This is a genomic window from Sutterella massiliensis (genome assembly GCF_016899755.1).
GTDB classification, from domain to species: domain Bacteria; phylum Pseudomonadota; class Gammaproteobacteria; order Burkholderiales; family Burkholderiaceae_F; genus Sutterella; species Sutterella massiliensis.
The window spans coordinates 145,440-163,614 of record NZ_JACJJC010000002.1; the positions used below are offsets into that span (position 1 = coordinate 145,440).

Here is an 18,175-nt window from a genome sequence, read left to right on the forward strand (position 1 = left end):
TCCTTTCACCCCTCGCGGGCGATTGAGCGCCGCGCTGCCGCAAGTCCGGCCGCCCGATCCCCTAAGATGCGAGTTCGGTGCGTGAAGGCGTCGAAAAACAATGAAATGCGAAGAAAGCGGTAAAAGCGCAAAAAAGCGCGGATTCCGTATTCTCGCGCGTTTCGAGTGCGCCGCCCGCTTACGCACGGTCCGCTCGCGCGGCTTCGACGCTCGAAAATCGAAACAATTTCATTCCGGTGGTGCGCGAAGACGCCCTGTAGCACTGGTGCGCTACCTTTTCTCGCCCGGAACTAGCCGGAACCAGTCTTAACGAACAGTAGAGATGCGCTTTATGCCCGACGACTTCGATTCTCCCGCCGCACTGGCCGCGCAACGCCCGACAGCAGGCTTTCCCGTCGACCGAACGGCCGCTGCCGCCGCGGATTACGCCGCTAGGCGCATTGCCGAAGAAGGCGCCGCTTGGAAAACCGCCCAGGAAGAAGCGCGCCGCCACTTCGGCTGCGAACTCAAGAGCGAAGCGATCGCACATGCGCTCAGAGCGCGCTTCGCGCTCTTTGCGCCCGAAGCGCACGCGAAGCTCTTGCGCGAAAAGCGAGAGGCCGCCCGCTTTGTCATGCTTGCCGCCGCTCGAGCGAGCGGCCTCGAGCTGCGGCTTGTCGGTCATGTGCTCGAAGGCAGCGCGACGGCGCGCTCCGCCGTCGAGCTTGTCGCCCTCTCGCTTGCCTCGGGCGAACCGCTCGACGACAAGACTGTTTCGCTTGCGCTTCTCAATGCCGGGTTCGAACCCGAGGTGTTCGATGCGCCCTATCCCACCGCCTACGCGCGGCGTGCCCGCGGCGCGATGACGACGCTCCTTGTCCACGCGGGCGGCGAACCGGTCCTGATCCGCGTCCCCGACCGTCCGATGCCGCTTCCGAAGCCCGTTTCGCCCGATGCCTACCAGAGCGAACTCGAAGCGTCCGGCGCTGTCGATCGAAGCATGCTCGAGGCACTTCTCGCAGCCTCGGACGACTGATCGAGTACCTCAAAAAGGCGTTTGAGGCCGACTGAGCGGAAGGATTAGCCACTTCGAGGCATCCCACAGAAAATCCCGATCGATAAACTCATTGCGAATCCTGCGCCCGCTTCAATCAAGCTCGATTACAAATCGAACAAGTTATCGTCCGTTTGGCTGAAGAAGCCGACTTTTGAGGCGCGTTTTGGCACGCCCCGCCGGGCTCGCCCTTTGACAACGCCCGCTCAAGTGCGCAGAATTGCGAAAAATGAACGGTTTTACCGCACGTAGCGACCGAAATGCCGCACTTTCACGGCCTCGACGCGCCGTGCGGGCAATCGACGCGGAAGCCGTACCCCGATCGGGCGCGGACTTGCCGCTTTTTGCCGTTCGTGCCGCGTTTCGATGAAATGCGGTCCCCCTGAAGACAACATACCTTTTCAAGAACCAGCCATGGATCTGCGTAAACTCAAGACCCTTATCGACCTCGTCAGCGAAAGCGGCGTGGCCGAACTCGAAATCACTGAAGGTGAAGACCGCGTGCGCATCGTCAACCGCACGAGCGCCGCCGCGCAGCCCGTCCAGAACCTGGTGACGGTCGCGACGCCTGCTCCCGTTCCCGTTACGCCCGCTCAATCGGCGCCGGCACCCGCCGCACAGCCTGCGGCTGCCGCCCCTGCCGCCGACAACGCCGGCCCCGCGATCACGAGCCCGATGGTGGGTACGTTCTACCGTGCGCCGAGCCCGGGCGCCGCACCCTTCATTGAAGTCGGCGACACGGTCAAGAAGGGTCAGGTGATCGGCATTATCGAAGCGATGAAGCTCCTCAACGAAGTCGAAGCGGATCAGGACGGCGTCGTGAAGGCTTTTGCCGCCGAAAACGGTCAGCCCGTCGAATTCGGCCAGCCGCTCGTCTACCTTGAGTAACCAACTCGCGATCGAACATGTTCGGAAAGATTCTTATCGCCAATCGCGGCGAAATCGCGCTGCGCATTCAGCGCGCCTGCCGTGAAATGGGCATCAAGACGGTGGCCGTGCATTCGACGGCCGACGCCGACGCCAAGTACGTGCGTCTTGCCGACGAAAGCGTCTGCATCGGCCCCGCGCAGTCCAATCTCTCGTACCTCAACATCCCGGCCATCATTTCGGCAGCGGAAGTGACCGACGCCGAGGCGATTCACCCCGGTTACGGATTCCTCTCGGAAAACGCCGACTTCGCCGAGCGCGTTGAAAAGTCGGGCTTTGCCTTCATCGGCCCGCGCGCCGAAAGCATTCGCCTCATGGGCGACAAAGTGAGCGCCAAGCAGGCCATGAAGGCCGCGGGCGTGCCCTGCGTGCCCGGCTCCGACGGTGCGCTCCCCGACGACCCCGAAGAGATCATCAGCATCGCGCGCAAGATCGGCTACCCGATCATCATCAAGGCCGCGGGCGGTGGCGGCGGCCGCGGCATGCGCGTCGTTCGCACGGAAGCCGCGCTCCTCACCTCGGTGAGCATGACGCGCGAAGAAGCGCGCGTTGCTTTCGGCAACCCGACCGTGTACATGGAAAAGTTCCTTGAGAATCCGCGCCACATCGAGATTCAGGTTCTTTCCGACAACTTCCAGAACGCGATCTACCTCGGCGAGCGCGACTGCTCGATGCAGCGCCGCAACCAGAAAGTTCTCGAAGAAGCGCCTGCCTACGGCATTCCCCGCAAGCTGATCGACAAGCTCGGCAGCCGCTGCGTCGACGCGTGTAAGCGCATCGGCTACCGCGGCGCCGGTACGTTCGAGTTCCTCTACGAAAACGGCGAGTTCTACTTCATCGAAATGAACACGCGCGTGCAGGTCGAGCACCCCGTCTCCGAACTCATCACGGGCGTCGACATCGTGTGCGAACAGATCCGCATCGCCGCGGGCGAACGTCTTCGCTACAAGCAGCGCGACATTCAGATCCGCGGCCATGCGATCGAGTGCCGCATCAACGCCGAAGACCCGTTCACGTTCGTGCCCTGCCCGGGCAAGGTCACGGGCTGGCACCTGCCGGGCGGCCCCGGCATCCGCATCGACACGCACGTCTTTGCTGGCTACAGCGTCCCGCCATACTACGACAGCATGATCGGCAAGATCATCGCGCACGGCGACACGCGCGATCAGGCGATCGCCCGCATGCGCGTGGCGCTCTCCGAATTTGCTGCCGAAGGCATCAAGACCAATGTGAAGCTTCACAGAATGCTGCTCGCGGACGAACGGTTCGCCCGCGGCGGCACGAGCATCCATTATCTTGAGGAAAAACTGAGGGCGCGTTCGGCCTCAGGCGTCGCCTGAAGCGGCTAAACTCTCCAAGCGGAGGCTTGACGAAAAGCCTCCGCTTTTTTTCTGCTTTCGATTGTTCACGCTTTCGGCCCGGGCGCCCGCGCCCTTTTCCGCCGCAAGCCGTCCGATTTCTACTTTTTCGTTCTTTTCGAGTGCTTCGACGCCACCGTGCACCGTGCTGCAACGCCGGCCCGCGCGAGCGCCAAAGATTCGGAAACGACCGACAAAAACATGCGCGAATTCAAACTTCTTGCCGACGAACGCAGCGCCGAGGCGCTTTCCGACATGCTGCTCGACGCGGGGGCCTTTTCCGCCGCGATCGAAGACGCCGACGCCGACCGTCCCGACGAACAGCCCCTTTACGGCGAACCCGGAATGGAGCCCGAAAACCGTGCGTGGCCGCGCTCCGTGATCTCGGTACTCGCCGACGACGACTTCGACATCAAGACCGTCCTTTCGGTAGCGGCCGCGTCGCTCTCGACCGAAGCGCCCGAAGTGCTTTCGAGCGAAACGGTGGTCGACCAGGACTGGGTGCGCGTCACGCAGGCGATGTTCGAACCCACGCGCGTCTCCGACCGTCTCTGGATCGTGCCCACCTGGTGTGAACTCCCCGACCCCGAAGCCGTCAACGTTCGTCTCGACCCGGGCGTTGCCTTCGGCACGGGCTCGCACCCGACGACGCACCTCTGCCTGCAGTGGCTCGACGCGAACGTCAAGCCTGAAGACAACGTGCTCGACTATGGCTGCGGCACGGGCATTCTCGCTATTGCTGCAAAGAAGGTGGGCGCGAAGTCCGTGATCGGCACCGACATCGACCCGCAGGCCGTTGAAGCCGCGAAGCTCAATGCCGAACAGAACGAAACCGAAGCCGAATTCGTGCTTCCCGAAGCGATGCGCGATGGCACGTTCGAAATCGTTGTGGCCAACATCCTCGCCAACCCCCTGAAGCTTCTCGCGCCCGCGCTCTGCGCGCGAGTCAAGCCCGAAGGTGCGCTCGTCCTTTCCGGCATCCTCGCCAAGCAGGCCGACGAGATCATCGCGCATTACCGAACGATCGATCCGACAATCGCGCTCGAACTTTGGCGTACCGAAGGCGACTGGGTCTGCATTGCCGGCCGCAAGGCTGCCGCTACGCACAACTAAAGACATTCGATCGAGAAGGAGATCTTCGTCATGGCCAAAATCCTTCGCTGTCCCGCCTGCGGCGCGCTTTGGCGCCTTACGGGCGAAACGCTTCCAGCCCGCTGCCGCTGCGGCCAGTGCGGCACGGTCTTCTCGACCGACAAGGCCGAAACGGCCGAAGTCGACGATGAAAAGCTCAAAGCGCGCATCGCCGAGCGCGAGGCGCAGCTCGCCCGTGAAGAAGCCCGCCGCGCTCGTGAAGCGGCGCAGGCGCGCGAGGGCGAGGCGCTCATGACGAAGATTGCGGCCGACATGTCGTCCTTCGAGGGGGGCGCCGCTCCGGAGGCCGCTGCGGCAGCCAAGGGGCTGCACGCCGAGCCGCCCGCCGATATGCCCGAAGTGCGCCCGACCAAGTCGGGGAGCGCCATCGGACGCTTTTTCGCCGTGCTCTTTGGCATCGCGGCACTTCTTGCCATCGGGGTGTGCGCCGCGCTCTACTTCCACGAGCCGATTCTGAAGAGCGTCCCCTATCTGCGGCCCGTCTATGAAAAGGTCTGCACGCAGGCGCCGTGCCCGGGCTTCGTTTGGGCGCAGCCCAAGGCCTTTGAAGGCACAGCCGAAGTCGTGCTCGGCGAAACCGCCGATCTCAAGCGCCCGGACGTTCGCATCACACTGCGCAACACCTCCGCGCACCCGCAGCGCATGCCGATCATCGAACTCAAGATCCTCGACCCTGCGGGCGACACCATCGTGCAGCGGATTCTCGAGCCCGCCGAATACGGCATTGCGACACAGCCCGCCGTGCTTCCCGCCGGCGAAACGGTCGACGTGCTCGTGCATGTCGAAACACCGCTCCCCTACGACGCGGCAGGCGCTTCGGTTTCCCCCGTCGAGCTGCAATAACGCTCGGGCTCATCCCGCCTGAATGCTTTCGAGCGCCGCAGCGAGCCCCGAAGCGCCCGCGCGGCGCTTCGCGTTTGTTGACGGGCACACCCTCGACAAGCACCTGAACTTCCCGGCGCGCCACACTTGCGGTGCGCCTCCTCCAAGCAAACCGCATCCTCTCACTCGCCGAACGAATATGAGCGTTCTCATTTCGGGCTCCATCGCCTACGACACCATCCTTTCCTTCGACGGGCGATTCGCCGATTCACTGCACGCGGAAGCGATTGCGCACCTCAACCTCACGTTCCCGGCAAGCGCCATGCGCCGAGAGTTCGGCGGCTGCGCCGCCAACGTCGCTTATGCGCTCAAGTGTTTGGGCGGCAAGCCGCTCCTTTGGAGCGCCATGGGCAAAGATGCCGCCCCCTATATGAAGCACCTTGAGACGCTCGGCATCTCCACCTTCGGCCTCAAGGTGCTCGACGACAGTTGGATGCCGCAGGCCTTCATTACGACGGACGCGTCGGGCAATCAGCTCACGACGTTCCACGGCGGCGCGATGGATCGCACGCAGGAAGTACCGTTTCCCGAGATCGACACCGCAACGGGCGCAGACGGCCGGGTGCGCACCGGCGCCCAAGCGCTTGCCGAACTCGAAGACCTCGGCCCCGTCACGCTCGCGATGCTCTCCCCGGGCGGCAAAATCGCCATGGGCTGCCATGCGGAGATCTGCGTCGAGCGCGGCATTCCCTACATTTTCGACGTGGGTCAGGCCGCACCGCTCTTCTCGGGCGAGGAGCTGCGCCGCTTTATCGAGCGCGCGTACGCGGTCGCCTTCTCCGACTACGAAGCCGAACTCATTGAACGCGCCTCTGGGCTCTCGCCCGAAGCGATCGCCAAGCTCGGCAAGATCGTCTTTCACACGCACGGCGCGCGCGGCTCTTCGGTGTGGCTCGCGAACGCCCAGGCGCCCGTCGCCGTCCCAGCCGCGCCCGTGCCGGGCGGCGCAGCACGCGACCCCGTCGGCGCGGGCGACGCCTACCGCGGCGGTCTTCTATTCGGTCTTACCTCGGGGCTCGGCCCCGTCGTCTCGGCACGCATCGCCTCGATCATGGGCGCTATCAAAGTGAACGCCTCGGGCGTACAGAACTACGTAACAACATTGGCCGACGTTCGCCGGACCTACGCGTCGCTTTGGGGTGAGGCACCCTTCTGATCGAGAAACGGCCGCCGCGCTCGCGCTTTGGCGCCCCGTAACGCCCGAGGCAACAAAGCAAAAAAAGGGCCGCCCGTTTGCGGACGACCCTCGATATCGATCTGCACGGGCTGCGCGCCCGCGCAAATTCTTGCGGCGAATTTCAATCGCCGCCCCCAAATTCACCGCTCCCGAACCTCAGAGCAGTACGAAGCCGCGCGAGAACGGCACGACGACGATCAAAAGCGCATTGGCGATCACGATGAGTACGAGCGGACTCAGATCGATGCGCCCGAAGGTCGGCAGAATGCGGCGAATGGGCGTGAGGAACGGTCGCAGCAGCATCTCGATCGTGTAGCCCATGGGGTTCTGCGGGCTCACACAAGAAATCACCGCCCAGATGATGGCGCCCCAGGAAATCATTTCAAGCACCCAGCGCGCCATCATGGCAAAGGGCGCGATCAAAAGACCGACGGGCGTTGCCGGGAGCCCGCCGATCACGCGGTGCAGGAGCACCGACACGAACGCCACGACGAGCGCGCCCACCAGGGACGGCCAGTCCCAGCCGCGCTTGGGGCGCATGAGCTTACCGAGCGGCACGACGAGCCAGTCGGTCGTGCGGCGAGCGAGTTCAACGAGCGGGTGACGCGGAGAGAGCGCCCAGTAGTAAAGCCAGGCGCGCAGAATGAGGAGCGCCCCGAGAATGGAGGTGACGACGCCGAAAACGAATTGAAGAAGCGCTGTCAGCATGAATTCCCGACTCCAGAAGAAAAAGGGTAATGAGCAATGTACGAAACGGAACGCACGACGCGCGTGCGGCCGCCCGGTGCTGATGCCTGACGCTTTTTTCTTGAAGCTTTCGCCGCACCGGATCGCCTGAAAATATAACCGAAGGCCATCCCTGCCGCAGGCGATCTTGGGCGTGCAAATTGCAGGCAATCGAAACGCAAACGCGTGGCTCTTAGCACGCGAAGGGCGTCCTGACGTCAAAGCGTCTACTGCCGCTCGAGCAGACGCCTGCGACGCTCGATCATTTCGCGGTCGCAGTCTTCGGGCGCAATGGCGAGCGCCACGCCTTCAGGGAGAAATGCGCGCACGCGCGCCCAGTCGAAATACGGGCCCGGATCGATTTTGCGCCCGGGCGCAATGAATTCGTGCCCGGTTACCCAGCGAATCGGCAAGTGCGCCGAAAGAAGGCGCAAAAGCGCTTCAAGCGCCTCGTACTGCGCGTCTTCGAAAGGCACGGCCTCCGTGCCTTCAAGTTCGATCCCGACGGAAAAGTCGTTGCAGGCGTCGCGCCCGCGAAAGTTCGAGAGTCCCGCGTGCCAGGCACGATCGAAAACGTCGACGTACTGGCGCACCTCACCCGTGCGGCGGATAAAGAAGTGCGATGAGACGCGTAGGCCCGCCAGGCTCTCGTAGCCCGGCCGCGAAGCGTCGAGCGTGCCGAGGAAGAGGCGCTCGACGTCCTCACCCGAGAAGTCGCCTGCCGGCAGCGAAATGAAGTGGAGCACCGCGAGCGAAACGGTTTCTCCCGCGGGACGCGCATCAAAATGCGGCGAATAGCGCTGCACAAACGCTGGGAATCGCCCCGAACGTTGCTCGCCGGAGGCTTTGTCGAGAGCGCTCGGCACAATGCCGGACTCGTCCCAAACCGACATTTCGGCCGCCATGACCGTTACGCGTCGCCCTGCGCGGCGTCGCGGCAGCGCGCCGAGCAGTAGACGTGCGTGCCGCTTCGAACGGCTTCCCGACGCGGGAAGAAGACGCCGCAGTGCTCGCACTTCTCCATGGCTTCGCCGATCGCCTGCGGCGTCTTGCGGCCGCGCTCGCGCTCGGCCTTGCGAAAGGCTTCGAGCTCAACGCGCTCTTCGTTGGAGAGGCGGTTTCGCCGGCGCGAGATCGCCCAGGAAACCGCGATGACGACGATGATCCCGAGAAAGAAAAGAATGCGGCTCATAGAGGCTTTAGAAGACTTCGAGAATGAAGCTGTAGCCGAGGTACGCGATCACAAAGACGACGAACCCGGCCCAGAACCAGCGAAGCGCGGTCTTCGCGCGCCAGCCCGCATAACGGCGGCCGACGAGGAGAATCCCAAAGAGCACCCAGGCGATCCACGTAAGGATCATCTTGTGGTCAAAGCGGAAGAAGACCCCGTAAGCCTCTTCGGTCGCAAAGGCGCCGAGCACGAGCACGGCCGTCATGAAGAGGAACCCCACCGCAACGATGCGGAAGAAAATGCGCTCCATCACGACGAGGCCCGGCATGGAGTCTAGGAACTTCGGCTGCTCGACGCTCGTTTTGAGGTAGCGATTCTGCAGCCCCATCAGCACGGCGTGCACGAGCGCGATCATCATGAAGCTATAGGCGGCAATCGCAAAGAGCAGGTGCCAGCGAAAGAGCGTCGTCCACTCGGCCGCCGCAATGGGCGCGCCCGGGAAGACCGTCGGGAAGAGCGCGCCGAAGGCCGCCGCAATCAGAATCACGCCGAACTGGCCGTGAATGCGGTGCACCATGGTCTCAATGAAGAGCGTTGCCACGGCAAAGAAGCACATCACCGAGACGCAGTACCCGAAACCGAAATGCACGGCCGAAACCTGGAACATTTCGCCCTGAATGGCGTAGCCGTGAAGCACGAGCCCGAGCAACACGGGCCAGCGCAGAAGACTCGACGCCTTGGCGTCCCTGCCGCCCTTCATGGCCGCTACGATGCCGATGCCCGAGGCCATGTAAAGAAGCGCCGCGATCGCGGTGGTAATGGTGAGCGAAGTCATGGTGCTTGTCCGATGCGTATTGATGGAGCGGCGCGCCCTATAGCGAAGGCGCAGCCGCAGGGTCCGTCGCCCAAGCCCGCCGCGGGCTCTGCAGATTCGGCCGGTTCCTTTTAAAATGCGATGTTTGCGCCGCTTCCAGAAGCCGCCCGCGCCGCGCATCGCGCGCGCCGGCGACCGCAAAAAAGCGGTCGGCAAAACTCATTTTATAAGCTCGAGGGCTTAGCGGACGCTGAAACGCGTGCACCCGCCCGAAGCTATGCTCGGCGCGCGGCGCCCTGTCGCGCACGGCTCCTCTTCCAACTGCAATTCCATTCGTCCCGGATACTTTTCATGCTCGATTCACTTAGCCAGCGCCTTTCCAAAATCGTGAAGACGATGCGCGGTCAGGCGCGTCTTACCGAATCCAATACGAAGGACATGCTCCGAGAAGTGCGTCTTGCGCTTCTTGAAGCCGACGTGGCGCTGCCCGTCGTGCGCGAGGTGCTCGCGCGCATTAAAGAAAAGGCCATGGGCGTCGAGGTTGTCGGCAGCCTCAACCCGGGACAGGCCTTGGTGGGCGTCGTGCAGGAAGAACTCACCGCGATCATCGGCGGCGACCTCTCGCCCGAGGAACGCTCGCTCAACCTGCGCGTGCAGCCGCCCGCTGTGATTCTCCTTGCGGGTCTGCAGGGTGCCGGTAAAACAACGACCGCCGGCAAGCTCGCCAAGCACATCGTCGAAACGATGAAAAAGAAGGTGCTCACGGTCTCGTGCGACGTGTACCGTCCGGCCGCTATCGAGCAGCTTCGCACCGTTACCGAACAGGCTGGCGCCACGTGGTTCCCGAGCACGACGGGCGAAAAGCCGATCGACATCGCTGCCGCCGCGGTTGCCGAAGCGCGCCGACGCTTCTACGACGTGCTTATCGTCGACACGGCGGGGCGCCTCGCGATCGACGAAGCGATGATGAACGAAGTCGCTGAGCTCAACAGCTATCTGAAGCCCGCCGAAACGCTCTTCGTGATCGACGCGATGCTCGGTCAGGACGCGGTCAATACGGCGCGCGCCTTCAACGAGAAGCTCCCGCTCACGGGCATCATTCTCACGAAGGCCGACGGCGACAGCCGCGGGGGTGCGGCGCTCTCCGTTCGCCACGTCACCGGCAAGCCCATCAAGTTCATGGGTACGGCCGAAAAGCTCACGGGTTTTGAACCTTTCGACCCCGAAGCCATGGCTTCGCGCATCCTCGGCATGGGCGACATCGTCGGCCTCGTCAAGGACGTCACGAAGTCGATCGACATCGAGCAGGCCCAGAAGCTCGCCGAAAAGATCAAGTCGGGCAACCGTTTCGACCTCTCCGACTTCCGCGCGCAGCTCGCGCAGATGAACGGCATGGGCGACTTCTCCTCGATCCTCGACAAGCTCCCCGCGCAGTTCCAGCAGGCCGCGAGCAAGGTGAGCGACGACGATGTCAAGAAGAACCTTCGCCGCACGCTCGGCATCATCGACTCGATGACGCCGCTCGAGCGCCGCAAGCCCGAACTCATCAAGGCGAGTCGCAAGAAGCGCATTGCCGCCGGCGCGGGCGTGCCCGTGCAGGAGGTCAACCGCCTCCTCAAGCAGTTCGAGCAGATGCAGGACATGATGAAGATGATGAAAAAGGGCGGCCTCTCGCGCATGATGCGCATGTTCGGCGGCCTTACGGGCGGGGGCTTCCCCGGCCTCGGCGGCGGCTTCCCCGGGTTCCCCGGCATGAAGCGCTGAGCGCGGTCGTGACCGACCGACTTCAGGAAGCGAAGTGCTGCGCGCGGCCGGAGAGTCCGCGCGCGCTTCGCATTCTCGGGCTGGATCCCGGGCTCAACCACACGGGCTGGGGCGTCGTCGAAGTCTCGGGCTCGCGCCTCGCGCGCGTTGCGTCCGGCGTTATCGACCCGCCGGCGGGTGAACTCGGCGAGCGCCTTGCCTACATCGCGCGCGAAGTGTCGCTCGTTGCGCGCACTTATTCGCCCGACCTCTGTGCCATCGAGCGCGTTTTCGTGAACGTCAACCCGCAGAGCACGCTGCGGCTCGGCCAGGCGCGCGGCGCGGCGATTGCCGCCGCTGCGCTCGAAGGACTTCGCGTCGAAGAATTCACGCCGAGCGAAATCAAGCAGGCCGTCACCGGGACGGGTACGGCCGACAAGCTCATGGTCCAGACGATGGTCAAGCGCCTCCTCGCGCTCGAAGCGCTCCCGCGCACCGACGAAGCCGACTCGCTTGCCTGCGCCATTTCGTGCGCAAACATGCTGCGGCTTCGCGCGATCGAAAAGTCGGGCGAAACCTCCCGCGCCTACGCGACCGCCCGTCGCGGCGCGACGGGGCGCGGTGCACGCGCCGCCTGGACGCACCTGATCGAAAAGAAAGGAAATACGCCATGATCGGCCGCCTCAAGGGTACGCTGCTTGAAAAAGCGCCGCCCGCCATTCTGCTTGACGTCTCGGGCGTCGGCTACGAAGTCGATGTCCCGATGTCGACCTTCTGCAACCTTCCGGAAGCGGGTGCGGAAGTGACGCTTCTCACGCACTTTGTCGTGCGCGAGGACGCGATGCTTCTCTACGGGTTTGCCACCGCTGCCGAACGGGAAGCCTTCCGCGCGCTCATCCGCATCTCGGGCGTCGGTCCGCGCATCGCGCTCGCCGTTCTCTCGGGCCTCACGGTCGAGCAGCTTGCGGGCGCCGTTGAAGCGGGCGAAGCGGGACTGCTCACGCGCATTCCCGGCATCGGCAAGAAAACGGCCGAGCGCCTGATCCTGGAATTGAAGGGCAAACTCAAGGGCGCCGCCTTCGCGGGTCTCTCGAGCGCCGAAGGCGCTTCGCGCGCCGATATCGTGAGCGCGCTCGGCGCGCTCGGCTATTCCGAGCGCGAAGCGATGAGCGCCGTGAAGACGCTCCCCGCGGACGTCGGCGTCTCCGAAGGGATTCGACTCGCACTCAAAGCGCTCGCGCGCTAAAGCGCGACGTGTCGGTGCGCGAAGCGCTTCTTTGGCGCATCAACGACGCCGCCCGCCGCCCGATTCGCTATCCTTTCTTCGCACGGCTTCCGGAAGCAACAGCGCTCAGGAAACCACCGAATCCCCGCGCGTCGTCCCCTTGACGCGCACCGACGGACGCTCTGAAAGCGGACGCCCTCTCGAAAGGCTGAAATGACGATTGAGAACGAAACCCGGCTTGTCGGCGGTGCGGCCGCGAGTCCCAACGAAGAGAACATCGACCGAGCGCTGCGCCCGACGCGTCTTGCCGACTATGTCGGGCAGCGCGCCGTGCGCGAGCAGCTTCACATCTTCATTGAAGCCGCCAAGCGCCGCGGCGAGCCGCTCGACCACCTGCTCCTTTTCGGCCCGCCCGGACTCGGTAAAACGACGCTCGCGCACATCGTCGCCGCCGAAATGGGCGTGAATCTGCGCCAGACCTCGGGCCCGGTGCTTGAGCGCCCGGGGGACCTGGCCGCGATTCTGACGAATCTCGAGAAGAACGACGTCCTCTTCATCGACGAAATCCATCGACTCTCGCCCGTCGTTGAAGAAATTCTCTACCCCGCGCTCGAGGACTATCAGATTGACATCATGATCGGCGAGGGCCCCGCGGCCCGCTCGATCAAGCTCGATCTGCCGCCCTTTACGCTCATCGGCGCAACGACGCGCGCGGGTTCGCTCACGAACCCGCTTCGTGCGCGATTCGGGATCGTCAATCAGCTCCAGTTTTATACGCCCGACGAACTCGTCACGATCGTTCGACGCTCGTCTCGCCTTTTGGGCGTAGCGATCGACAGCGACGGCGCAGCCGAAATCGCGCACCGCAGCCGCGGCACGCCGCGTGTGGCAAACCGCCTTCTGCGCCGCGTACGCGACTATGCCGAAGTCAAGCACGACGGGCGCATCACGCGCGAAGTCGCCGCCAACGCACTTCGCATGCTTGACGTCGACCCCGTCGGACTCGACCAGATCGACCGACGATTCCTCCTCACGATTCTCGAAAAATTCTCGGGCGGCCCCGTCGGGATCGACAACCTCGCCGCTGCGATCGGCGAAGATCGCGACACGCTCGAAGACGTGGTCGAACCCTATCTGATTCAGCAGGGATTCCTGCAGCGTACCCCGCGCGGGCGCGTCGCCGCGCCCTTGGCCTGGCAGCACTTTGAACTCACGCCGCCCGCGGCGCAAAACTTGAACGGTTCGCTCTTTTCGGGACTCTGAGGCGAGGAGCTCACGCGCCTCAGAGCCGCGGCACGCTCGCGAGAAGCGTCTGTGCGTAGGGCGTCTGCGGGTGCGCGAGCACGTCGCGCGCCGCGCCCGTTTCGACGATCCGCCCGTCTTTCATGACGGCGATGCGGTCGGCCGCAAAAGCGACAACGCCGAAGTTGTGCGTGATGAGAAGGTAACTGAGGCCGCGCTCGTCCTTCAAGCGCATCAGCAGATTCAGAATCTGCGCCTGTACCGAAACGTCGAGCGCGGACGTGGGTTCGTCGCAGACAATCACCTTGGGTTCCGCCGCGAGCGCGCGGGCAATCGCGATGCGCTGGCGCTGTCCGCCGGAAAATTCGTGCGGGTAGCGCTTGAGCGCCGAGGCGGGAAGCCCCGTTTCCTCGAGAAGCGCCTTCATGCGTGCGAGCCGCTGCGCCCCCGAAATCGAAGGCATAAGCGCCTCAAAGGGTTCGCTCAAAAGCGTCTCGACCGTCATGCGCGGGTCTAGCGAAGAGAAGGGATCCTGAAAGACGATCTGCACGGCTTTGCGAAACGGCCGCCCGCGGGGCGCAGACGCGGCGAACGATTCGCCCTCGAGCGTCACTGTGCCTTCGAGCGACAAATGCGCGGGCAGGAGTCCCAGTGCCGCCATCGCGGAGGTCGTTTTGCCGCTGCCGGATTCGCCGACAAGCGCGAGCGTCTCGCCGCGTGCGAGTTCAAAGGACACCCCTTCAATCAGCGTCTTTTCGGGCGTTCGAGAGAAAAACCCGCGCACGGGCACCCGCACGCGCAGATTCTCGGCCGAGAAAATCGGCTGAGAGCCCTTTCGAACGTCCGTCTGAGGCGCACTCGAATGCTCGGCACTCGCTAGGTCGGTGTCGATCGTCGGAACGCGGGCAGCGGCCGGACTGGCGAAGCACCGCACAAAGTGCGCCGCAGCGGCGTCGTCCGAAACGAGTGCGAGTTCGGGCGAGCGCGTGCCGCAAAGCGGCCGCCGCTCGCTGCAGCGGCTCGCAAAAGCGCAGCCGACGTACCCCGGACCGACCTTCGGCACGGTGCCCTCGAGCGCATGGAGGCGCTTGGGGCGCCCGCCGCCCGAAGCGGCTTCACCCGCCTTCGGACATTTCGGCACCGCCCGAACGAGCGCCGCCCCGTAGGGGTGCTTGGGCGAGCGAAGGAAAGCGTCGGTGGGCGCGCTTTCGACAATTTCGCCCGCATACATAAGCGCCACGCGGTCAACCGTTCCCGGCAGCAGCGCCAGGTCGTGCGTAATGAGAAGGAGCGTGAGCTGCTCTTTTTCGCGCAGCGACTTCAGAAGCTCAAGAATCTGCGCCTGCACCGTCACGTCGAGCGCCGTCGTCGGCTCGTCCGCAATCACGACGGCAGGCTTTGCGGCGAGCGCCATTGCAATCATCGCGCGCTGCTTGAGCCCGCCCGAAAGCTCATGGGGGTAACTCGAAAAGCGCCGCTCGGGTTCGGGCACGCCCGTGCGTTCAAGCCAGCGCACCGCCTCTTCGCGCGCCTTCGCATGCGAAATCCGCTCGTGCGCCCGAATCATTTCGACGATCTGCTCGCCCACCGTCATGACGGGATTGAAGCTCGTTGCGGGCTCCTGAAAGATAACGGCGATCCCCGCACCGCGAACGGGTGCCATATCGCGCTCGGAGAGCGAGAGAAGTTCGCGGCCTAAAAGACGCACCTCGCCGCGGCGAATCCGCGCGTTTTCGGGCAATAGCCGCATAAGCGCCATGGCGGTCAAGCTCTTGCCGCAGCCCGATTCGCCGACAAGCGCCATCGCTTCGCCGCGCTTCAAATCGAACGACACGCTGCGAACGGGTTCGATCGCACCTTCGGGCGTCGCAATCTCAACGGTGAGATCCCGCACGCTAAGAACGGGCTCGTCGAGTGCCGCCCTGCGAGACGCTCGATTGACCCGATCGGACTGCATGCCGTCACTCTTCTTTGCCGCGCTTTTTTCCATTTCCTTCCTCACGGGTGCTCGCTCTCTCCGACAAGCGCTTGGGACTGCGCCTCACAAGCGCAACCCGCCTATTTTCCATTATCCGATTCGTTGCTGGCGAACTAGCCGACTCCTTTCGTAAACACCGAACGATTGCGATTCTATCGCGCGGTTTTCAAAGGATCGATCATTAACTTTCCCTGCAATACTAGGCGTTGCAAGATTTAAGCAACAAAAATAGCCGCCTTCGCTCTGCAGGATCTCTTCAAGGTCTTTTTCGAACCCAAGACGCCGTTGAATCAAAGTTGTCTCGCCTGCCTTCAGAGAGCGCCTGAAGAGTGGTCACTCCGTCAAGTTTCCTTGGCGCTTAGAGAATTACTTACGGAAAATTATTTTATTTTGGCGCTTGAGCTCCCTTAAGCTCAAGTGATCTGCAGCCGAGAGTCGCCCACTATATCGGTCAAAGCCTGCGCAATTGTCGCGCAGCCTGCATCTCCCTGTAGCACTAGCGTAGTTAAGAATATAACACCCAGACAAGGGACTTCTCGAGCTGTCATTGCGGCCATGTTCAGCCTTCTGTTTAGAGATGCCTATTCTTACCCATCTGCCGCGCTTTTTTCTGAAAATCGACCATTAAGTTTCCCTGTGGCTCAGGGAATAACAAGAATCACCGCTCAAAAACGGCTTCCTTTGGCGCAGAAAGCGTTTTTCTCTGCTTTGCCACCTTCAGACCGAGTGCGTCTCCCTCGTTTTAGCATCAAAATGGTGGGTGATTACTTCGACAAGTTTCACTGCGAATCAGATGTTTTCTGAAGTGAAACTGCTCTAAATTAGATCTTCTGCTCTGCCCGCTTTTTCTACGATCCGACCGCCCGATTCCGGCAGCCTTGAGAGTTTCTCGCGCTTCCATAAGTTTCCCTGCAGCACTAAGAAAGTTATCGGATTAAAGGTAAAAACAAAGGCTTTTCGCACCTTCGAATGCCGTCAGAGGAAACGGCTAATTTCAGCTGCCGCACTAGGGATTCCTTGTTTTTCGATAAAAAAAGCCGCCTCAAACCGAGGCGGCTAGTATCCGAAACCGACTTGAATTACCTTGCTCTGCGCTTACCGCTGCGCGCAGACGACCTCGCTTTCGATCGACTTGGCGCAGCGGGTTCGCCGGCATGCTTCTCGACCCGGGCTTCTGCGTCCGGTGCAGCCCCCGGCAGCGCGTCGTCCGCCCCGAGCGCGGGGGAGACGGTCTTTCGAAGCGAGGCGGCAGCGGCACCCGAACGCGCGACAACGCGCGGATCGAACGCATCGCGCACGGCGGCCGCGAAGAGATTCGCCGGCAGCACGATCGCGAGCAGGAAGAGGAAGCTCGCGGCAAGGTTCCACCACACCATGGGCGAACGGGAGAGTTCGCTTCTCGCCGCATTGATCATCGTGCCGAAGGAGTGCATCGACGGGTCGACACCGACGCCTACGTACGAAAGCACCGCCTCGTAGAGAACGATGCCCGAAAAGTCGAGCACGGTCACGATGAGGACAATGTGGAGCACATTCGGGAGCACGTGCCGGCGCATGATCGTCGCGTGCGAGACGCCGAGCGCGCGCGCAGCCGTCACAAAGTCGAGCGTCGAGACCTTCATCGTTTCTGCGCGCAACAGTCGCGCAAGCGTCGCCCACCCCGTCATGCCGATGATGACGGCGAGCAGCATGAGCTTCAGATCCGCGCGCTCAAGACTCGTCTGGTAGAGGTCGGGATGCTCGTCCAAGAACACCGTCACCATGAGAACCGACGCCGCGATAAGCAGCACGCTCGGAATCGAGGAGATCGTCGTATAGAGGTACTGAATCGCGTCGTCGACCTTGCCCTTGAAGTACCCCGCGGCGATACCGAGCGTAAGGGCAAAGGGCAGCGTCGCGAGTGTGGCGAGCGTGCCGATCACAACGGCCGTGCGAATGCTTTTGAGCGCCTCGTAGAGCACGTCGTTGCCAACGGCATCGGTGCCGAAAATGTGCCAGTCGGGCCAAAGGAGCATCACCCAGGTGACGAGCATCCAGATGAGACTTCCCGTCAGCATCGCCGGCCGCCACGGGAACGTCCCGTCGGCGTTGCCTAGGAGCGCAAGCCCGTCGAGAAACGACGTCTTGCCGCGCCGCCGCGCCACCACCGCCGCCGTCACGAGCCAGGCGGCAAAGGCCGTCACGCCGCCCGCGATCGCTGCAATGAGCGTGTACTTCGCGATCGACATCGCGCGATTCGAGTGCGGACCGATGCGCTTGCCGGCGTGCTTCAAAGGCTGATAGTCGCGCTTGGCGACGCCCTCGACGATCGCGGTCGACTTATCGAACTCCTTGAGTGCAAAGGGTGCGGAATAGCTTCGCTCGGTGCCTGCTGCCTTCAGTCGGTCGAGCACGAACGCGTCGAGCGCGGACTTGACGACAGGCGAATAAGCTTGCACGGTCGGCACGCCCGACGCGGTCTGCGTTTGCGGCAGCGCCTCACGGTAGTGAATCGAATCGAGGCCTGCGACCAAAAGCAGGAAGGCGAGAATCGCGGCAGAGGCGTTTGCGCTCGGGCGCGAGAAGACGATTGCCCACTTGCGCGAGAGCTCGGGCGTGCGCCGCACGTGGCGCACGGCGAAAAAGAGCGCGAGAAGAATCGCCCAGAGGACGGCATCGGTCGGGAGAAAGACAAACTGCATGCTGCTGGCTGAAATGTGTTCTGGTTGGGTCGCTTCTTGCGCACGGCACGTCCAAGCGACGCAAAA

The 18,175-nt window shown here is 63.2% G+C and carries 16 protein-coding genes; 10 read left to right on the forward strand and 6 right to left on the reverse strand.

Annotated features, from left to right (window positions below):
* Window positions 1–322 precede the first annotated feature (322 nt).
* The 6 genes from H6A60_RS02030 (at window position 323) to H6A60_RS02055 (ending at window position 6,508) form a co-directional block, all read left to right on the forward strand.
* Window positions 323–1,015: a hypothetical protein gene (locus H6A60_RS02030; RefSeq protein WP_205101759.1), complete on the forward strand. Its 693-nt coding sequence runs from the start codon at window positions 323–325 to the stop codon at window positions 1,013–1,015.
* 432 nt (window positions 1,016–1,447) lie between these two features.
* Window positions 1,448–1,921: an acetyl-CoA carboxylase biotin carboxyl carrier protein gene (gene accB, locus H6A60_RS02035; RefSeq protein WP_205101760.1), complete on the forward strand. Its 474-nt coding sequence runs from the start codon at window positions 1,448–1,450 to the stop codon at window positions 1,919–1,921.
* 17 nt (window positions 1,922–1,938) lie between these two features.
* A complete protein-coding gene (accC, locus tag H6A60_RS02040; protein ID WP_205101761.1) occupies window positions 1,939–3,300 on the forward strand; it encodes an acetyl-CoA carboxylase biotin carboxylase subunit in 1,362 nt (453 codons plus the stop codon).
* Between the two features lie 219 nt (window positions 3,301–3,519).
* Window positions 3,520–4,431, forward strand: a complete 912-nt coding sequence (gene prmA, locus H6A60_RS02045) for a 50S ribosomal protein L11 methyltransferase (RefSeq protein ID WP_205101762.1) — start codon at window positions 3,520–3,522, stop codon at window positions 4,429–4,431.
* A gap of 30 nt (window positions 4,432–4,461) precedes the next feature.
* Window positions 4,462–5,313: a zinc-ribbon and DUF3426 domain-containing protein gene (locus H6A60_RS02050; protein WP_205101763.1), complete on the forward strand. Its 852-nt coding sequence runs from the start codon at window positions 4,462–4,464 to the stop codon at window positions 5,311–5,313.
* A 178-nt stretch (window positions 5,314–5,491) separates the two neighbouring features.
* Complete coding sequence (locus tag H6A60_RS02055; RefSeq protein ID WP_205101764.1) at window positions 5,492–6,508, forward strand: carbohydrate kinase family protein; 1,017 nt, start codon at window positions 5,492–5,494, stop codon at window positions 6,506–6,508.
* Window positions 6,509–6,685: 177 nt separating this feature from the next.
* Here H6A60_RS02055 and H6A60_RS02060 read toward each other — a convergent pair whose 3' ends face one another.
* The 4 genes from H6A60_RS02060 to H6A60_RS02075 form a co-directional block, all read right to left on the reverse strand.
* Window positions 6,686–7,237, reverse strand: a complete 552-nt coding sequence (locus H6A60_RS02060) for a YggT family protein (RefSeq protein WP_239477527.1) — start codon at window positions 7,235–7,237, stop codon at window positions 6,686–6,688.
* 245 nt (window positions 7,238–7,482) lie between these two features.
* On the reverse strand, window positions 7,483–8,160 hold the full coding sequence (ampD, locus tag H6A60_RS02065; protein WP_239477528.1) for a 1,6-anhydro-N-acetylmuramyl-L-alanine amidase AmpD: 678 nt from the start codon (window positions 8,158–8,160) through the stop codon (window positions 7,483–7,485).
* Window positions 8,161–8,165: 5 nt separating this feature from the next.
* Window positions 8,166–8,447 carry a PP0621 family protein gene (locus tag H6A60_RS02070; protein ID WP_205101765.1) on the reverse strand — a complete coding sequence of 94 codons (282 nt, stop codon included), beginning with the start codon at window positions 8,445–8,447 and terminating at the stop codon, window positions 8,166–8,168.
* A gap of 7 nt (window positions 8,448–8,454) precedes the next feature.
* Window positions 8,455–9,261 carry a cytochrome C assembly family protein gene (locus H6A60_RS02075; protein WP_205101766.1) on the reverse strand — a complete coding sequence of 269 codons (807 nt, stop codon included), beginning with the start codon at window positions 9,259–9,261 and terminating at the stop codon, window positions 8,455–8,457.
* Window positions 9,262–9,591: 330 nt separating this feature from the next.
* Here H6A60_RS02075 and ffh point away from each other — a divergent pair, with 330 nt between their 5' ends.
* The 4 genes from ffh to ruvB all read left to right on the forward strand — a co-directional run bounded on the left by ffh (window position 9,592) and on the right by ruvB (window position 13,471).
* Entirely contained in the window at window positions 9,592–11,004 is a 1,413-nt protein-coding gene (gene ffh / locus H6A60_RS02080; RefSeq protein ID WP_205101767.1) for a signal recognition particle protein, read from the forward strand.
* A gap of 8 nt (window positions 11,005–11,012) precedes the next feature.
* Complete coding sequence (gene ruvC, locus H6A60_RS02085; RefSeq protein WP_205101768.1) at window positions 11,013–11,657, forward strand: crossover junction endodeoxyribonuclease RuvC; 645 nt, start codon at window positions 11,013–11,015, stop codon at window positions 11,655–11,657.
* Window positions 11,654–12,229, forward strand: coding sequence for a Holliday junction branch migration protein RuvA (ruvA, locus tag H6A60_RS02090; RefSeq protein WP_205101769.1), 576 nt, complete (start codon window positions 11,654–11,656; stop codon window positions 12,227–12,229). The genes ruvC and ruvA overlap by 4 nt, the downstream gene beginning before the upstream one ends.
* 192 nt (window positions 12,230–12,421) lie before the next feature.
* Complete coding sequence (gene ruvB, locus H6A60_RS02095; protein WP_205101770.1) at window positions 12,422–13,471, forward strand: Holliday junction branch migration DNA helicase RuvB; 1,050 nt, start codon at window positions 12,422–12,424, stop codon at window positions 13,469–13,471.
* Between the two features lie 19 nt (window positions 13,472–13,490).
* Here the strand turns inward: ruvB and H6A60_RS02100 are convergent, their stop codons facing one another.
* Window positions 13,491–15,440, reverse strand: coding sequence for a dipeptide ABC transporter ATP-binding protein (locus H6A60_RS02100; RefSeq protein WP_239477529.1), 1,950 nt, complete (start codon window positions 15,438–15,440; stop codon window positions 13,491–13,493).
* A gap of 1,067 nt (window positions 15,441–16,507) precedes the next feature.
* Window positions 16,508–18,109 (reverse strand): ABC transporter permease, encoded by a 1,602-nt coding sequence (locus H6A60_RS02105; RefSeq protein WP_205101771.1) that lies wholly within the window; start codon window positions 18,107–18,109, stop codon window positions 16,508–16,510.
* Window positions 18,110–18,175 lie beyond the last annotated feature (66 nt).

Excerpts from the sequence above, each read along its gene's own strand:
- H6A60_RS02030 (WP_205101759.1), top strand. The coding sequence starts at position 323 with ATGCGCTTTATGCCCGACGACTTCGATTCTCCCGCCGCACTGGCCGCG.
- accB (WP_205101760.1), top strand. The coding sequence starts at position 1,448 with ATGGATCTGCGTAAACTCAAGACCCTTATCGACCTCGTCAGCGAAAGC.
- accC (WP_205101761.1), top strand. The coding sequence starts at position 1,939 with ATGTTCGGAAAGATTCTTATCGCCAATCGCGGCGAAATCGCGCTGCGC.
- prmA (WP_205101762.1), top strand. The coding sequence starts at position 3,520 with ATGCGCGAATTCAAACTTCTTGCCGACGAACGCAGCGCCGAGGCGCTT.
- H6A60_RS02050 (WP_205101763.1), top strand. The coding sequence starts at position 4,462 with ATGGCCAAAATCCTTCGCTGTCCCGCCTGCGGCGCGCTTTGGCGCCTT.
- H6A60_RS02055 (WP_205101764.1), top strand. The coding sequence starts at position 5,492 with ATGAGCGTTCTCATTTCGGGCTCCATCGCCTACGACACCATCCTTTCC.
- H6A60_RS02060 (WP_239477527.1), bottom strand. The coding sequence starts at position 7,237 with ATGCTGACAGCGCTTCTTCAATTCGTTTTCGGCGTCGTCACCTCCATT.
- ampD (WP_239477528.1), bottom strand. The coding sequence starts at position 8,160 with ATGGCGGCCGAAATGTCGGTTTGGGACGAGTCCGGCATTGTGCCGAGC.
- H6A60_RS02070 (WP_205101765.1), bottom strand. The coding sequence starts at position 8,447 with ATGAGCCGCATTCTTTTCTTTCTCGGGATCATCGTCGTCATCGCGGTT.
- H6A60_RS02075 (WP_205101766.1), bottom strand. The coding sequence starts at position 9,261 with ATGACTTCGCTCACCATTACCACCGCGATCGCGGCGCTTCTTTACATG.
- ffh (WP_205101767.1), top strand. The coding sequence starts at position 9,592 with ATGCTCGATTCACTTAGCCAGCGCCTTTCCAAAATCGTGAAGACGATG.
- ruvA (WP_205101769.1), top strand. The coding sequence starts at position 11,654 with ATGATCGGCCGCCTCAAGGGTACGCTGCTTGAAAAAGCGCCGCCCGCC.
- ruvB (WP_205101770.1), top strand. The coding sequence starts at position 12,422 with ATGACGATTGAGAACGAAACCCGGCTTGTCGGCGGTGCGGCCGCGAGT.
- H6A60_RS02100 (WP_239477529.1), bottom strand. The coding sequence starts at position 15,440 with ATGGAAAAAAGCGCGGCAAAGAAGAGTGACGGCATGCAGTCCGATCGG.
- H6A60_RS02105 (WP_205101771.1), bottom strand. The coding sequence starts at position 18,109 with ATGCAGTTTGTCTTTCTCCCGACCGATGCCGTCCTCTGGGCGATTCTT.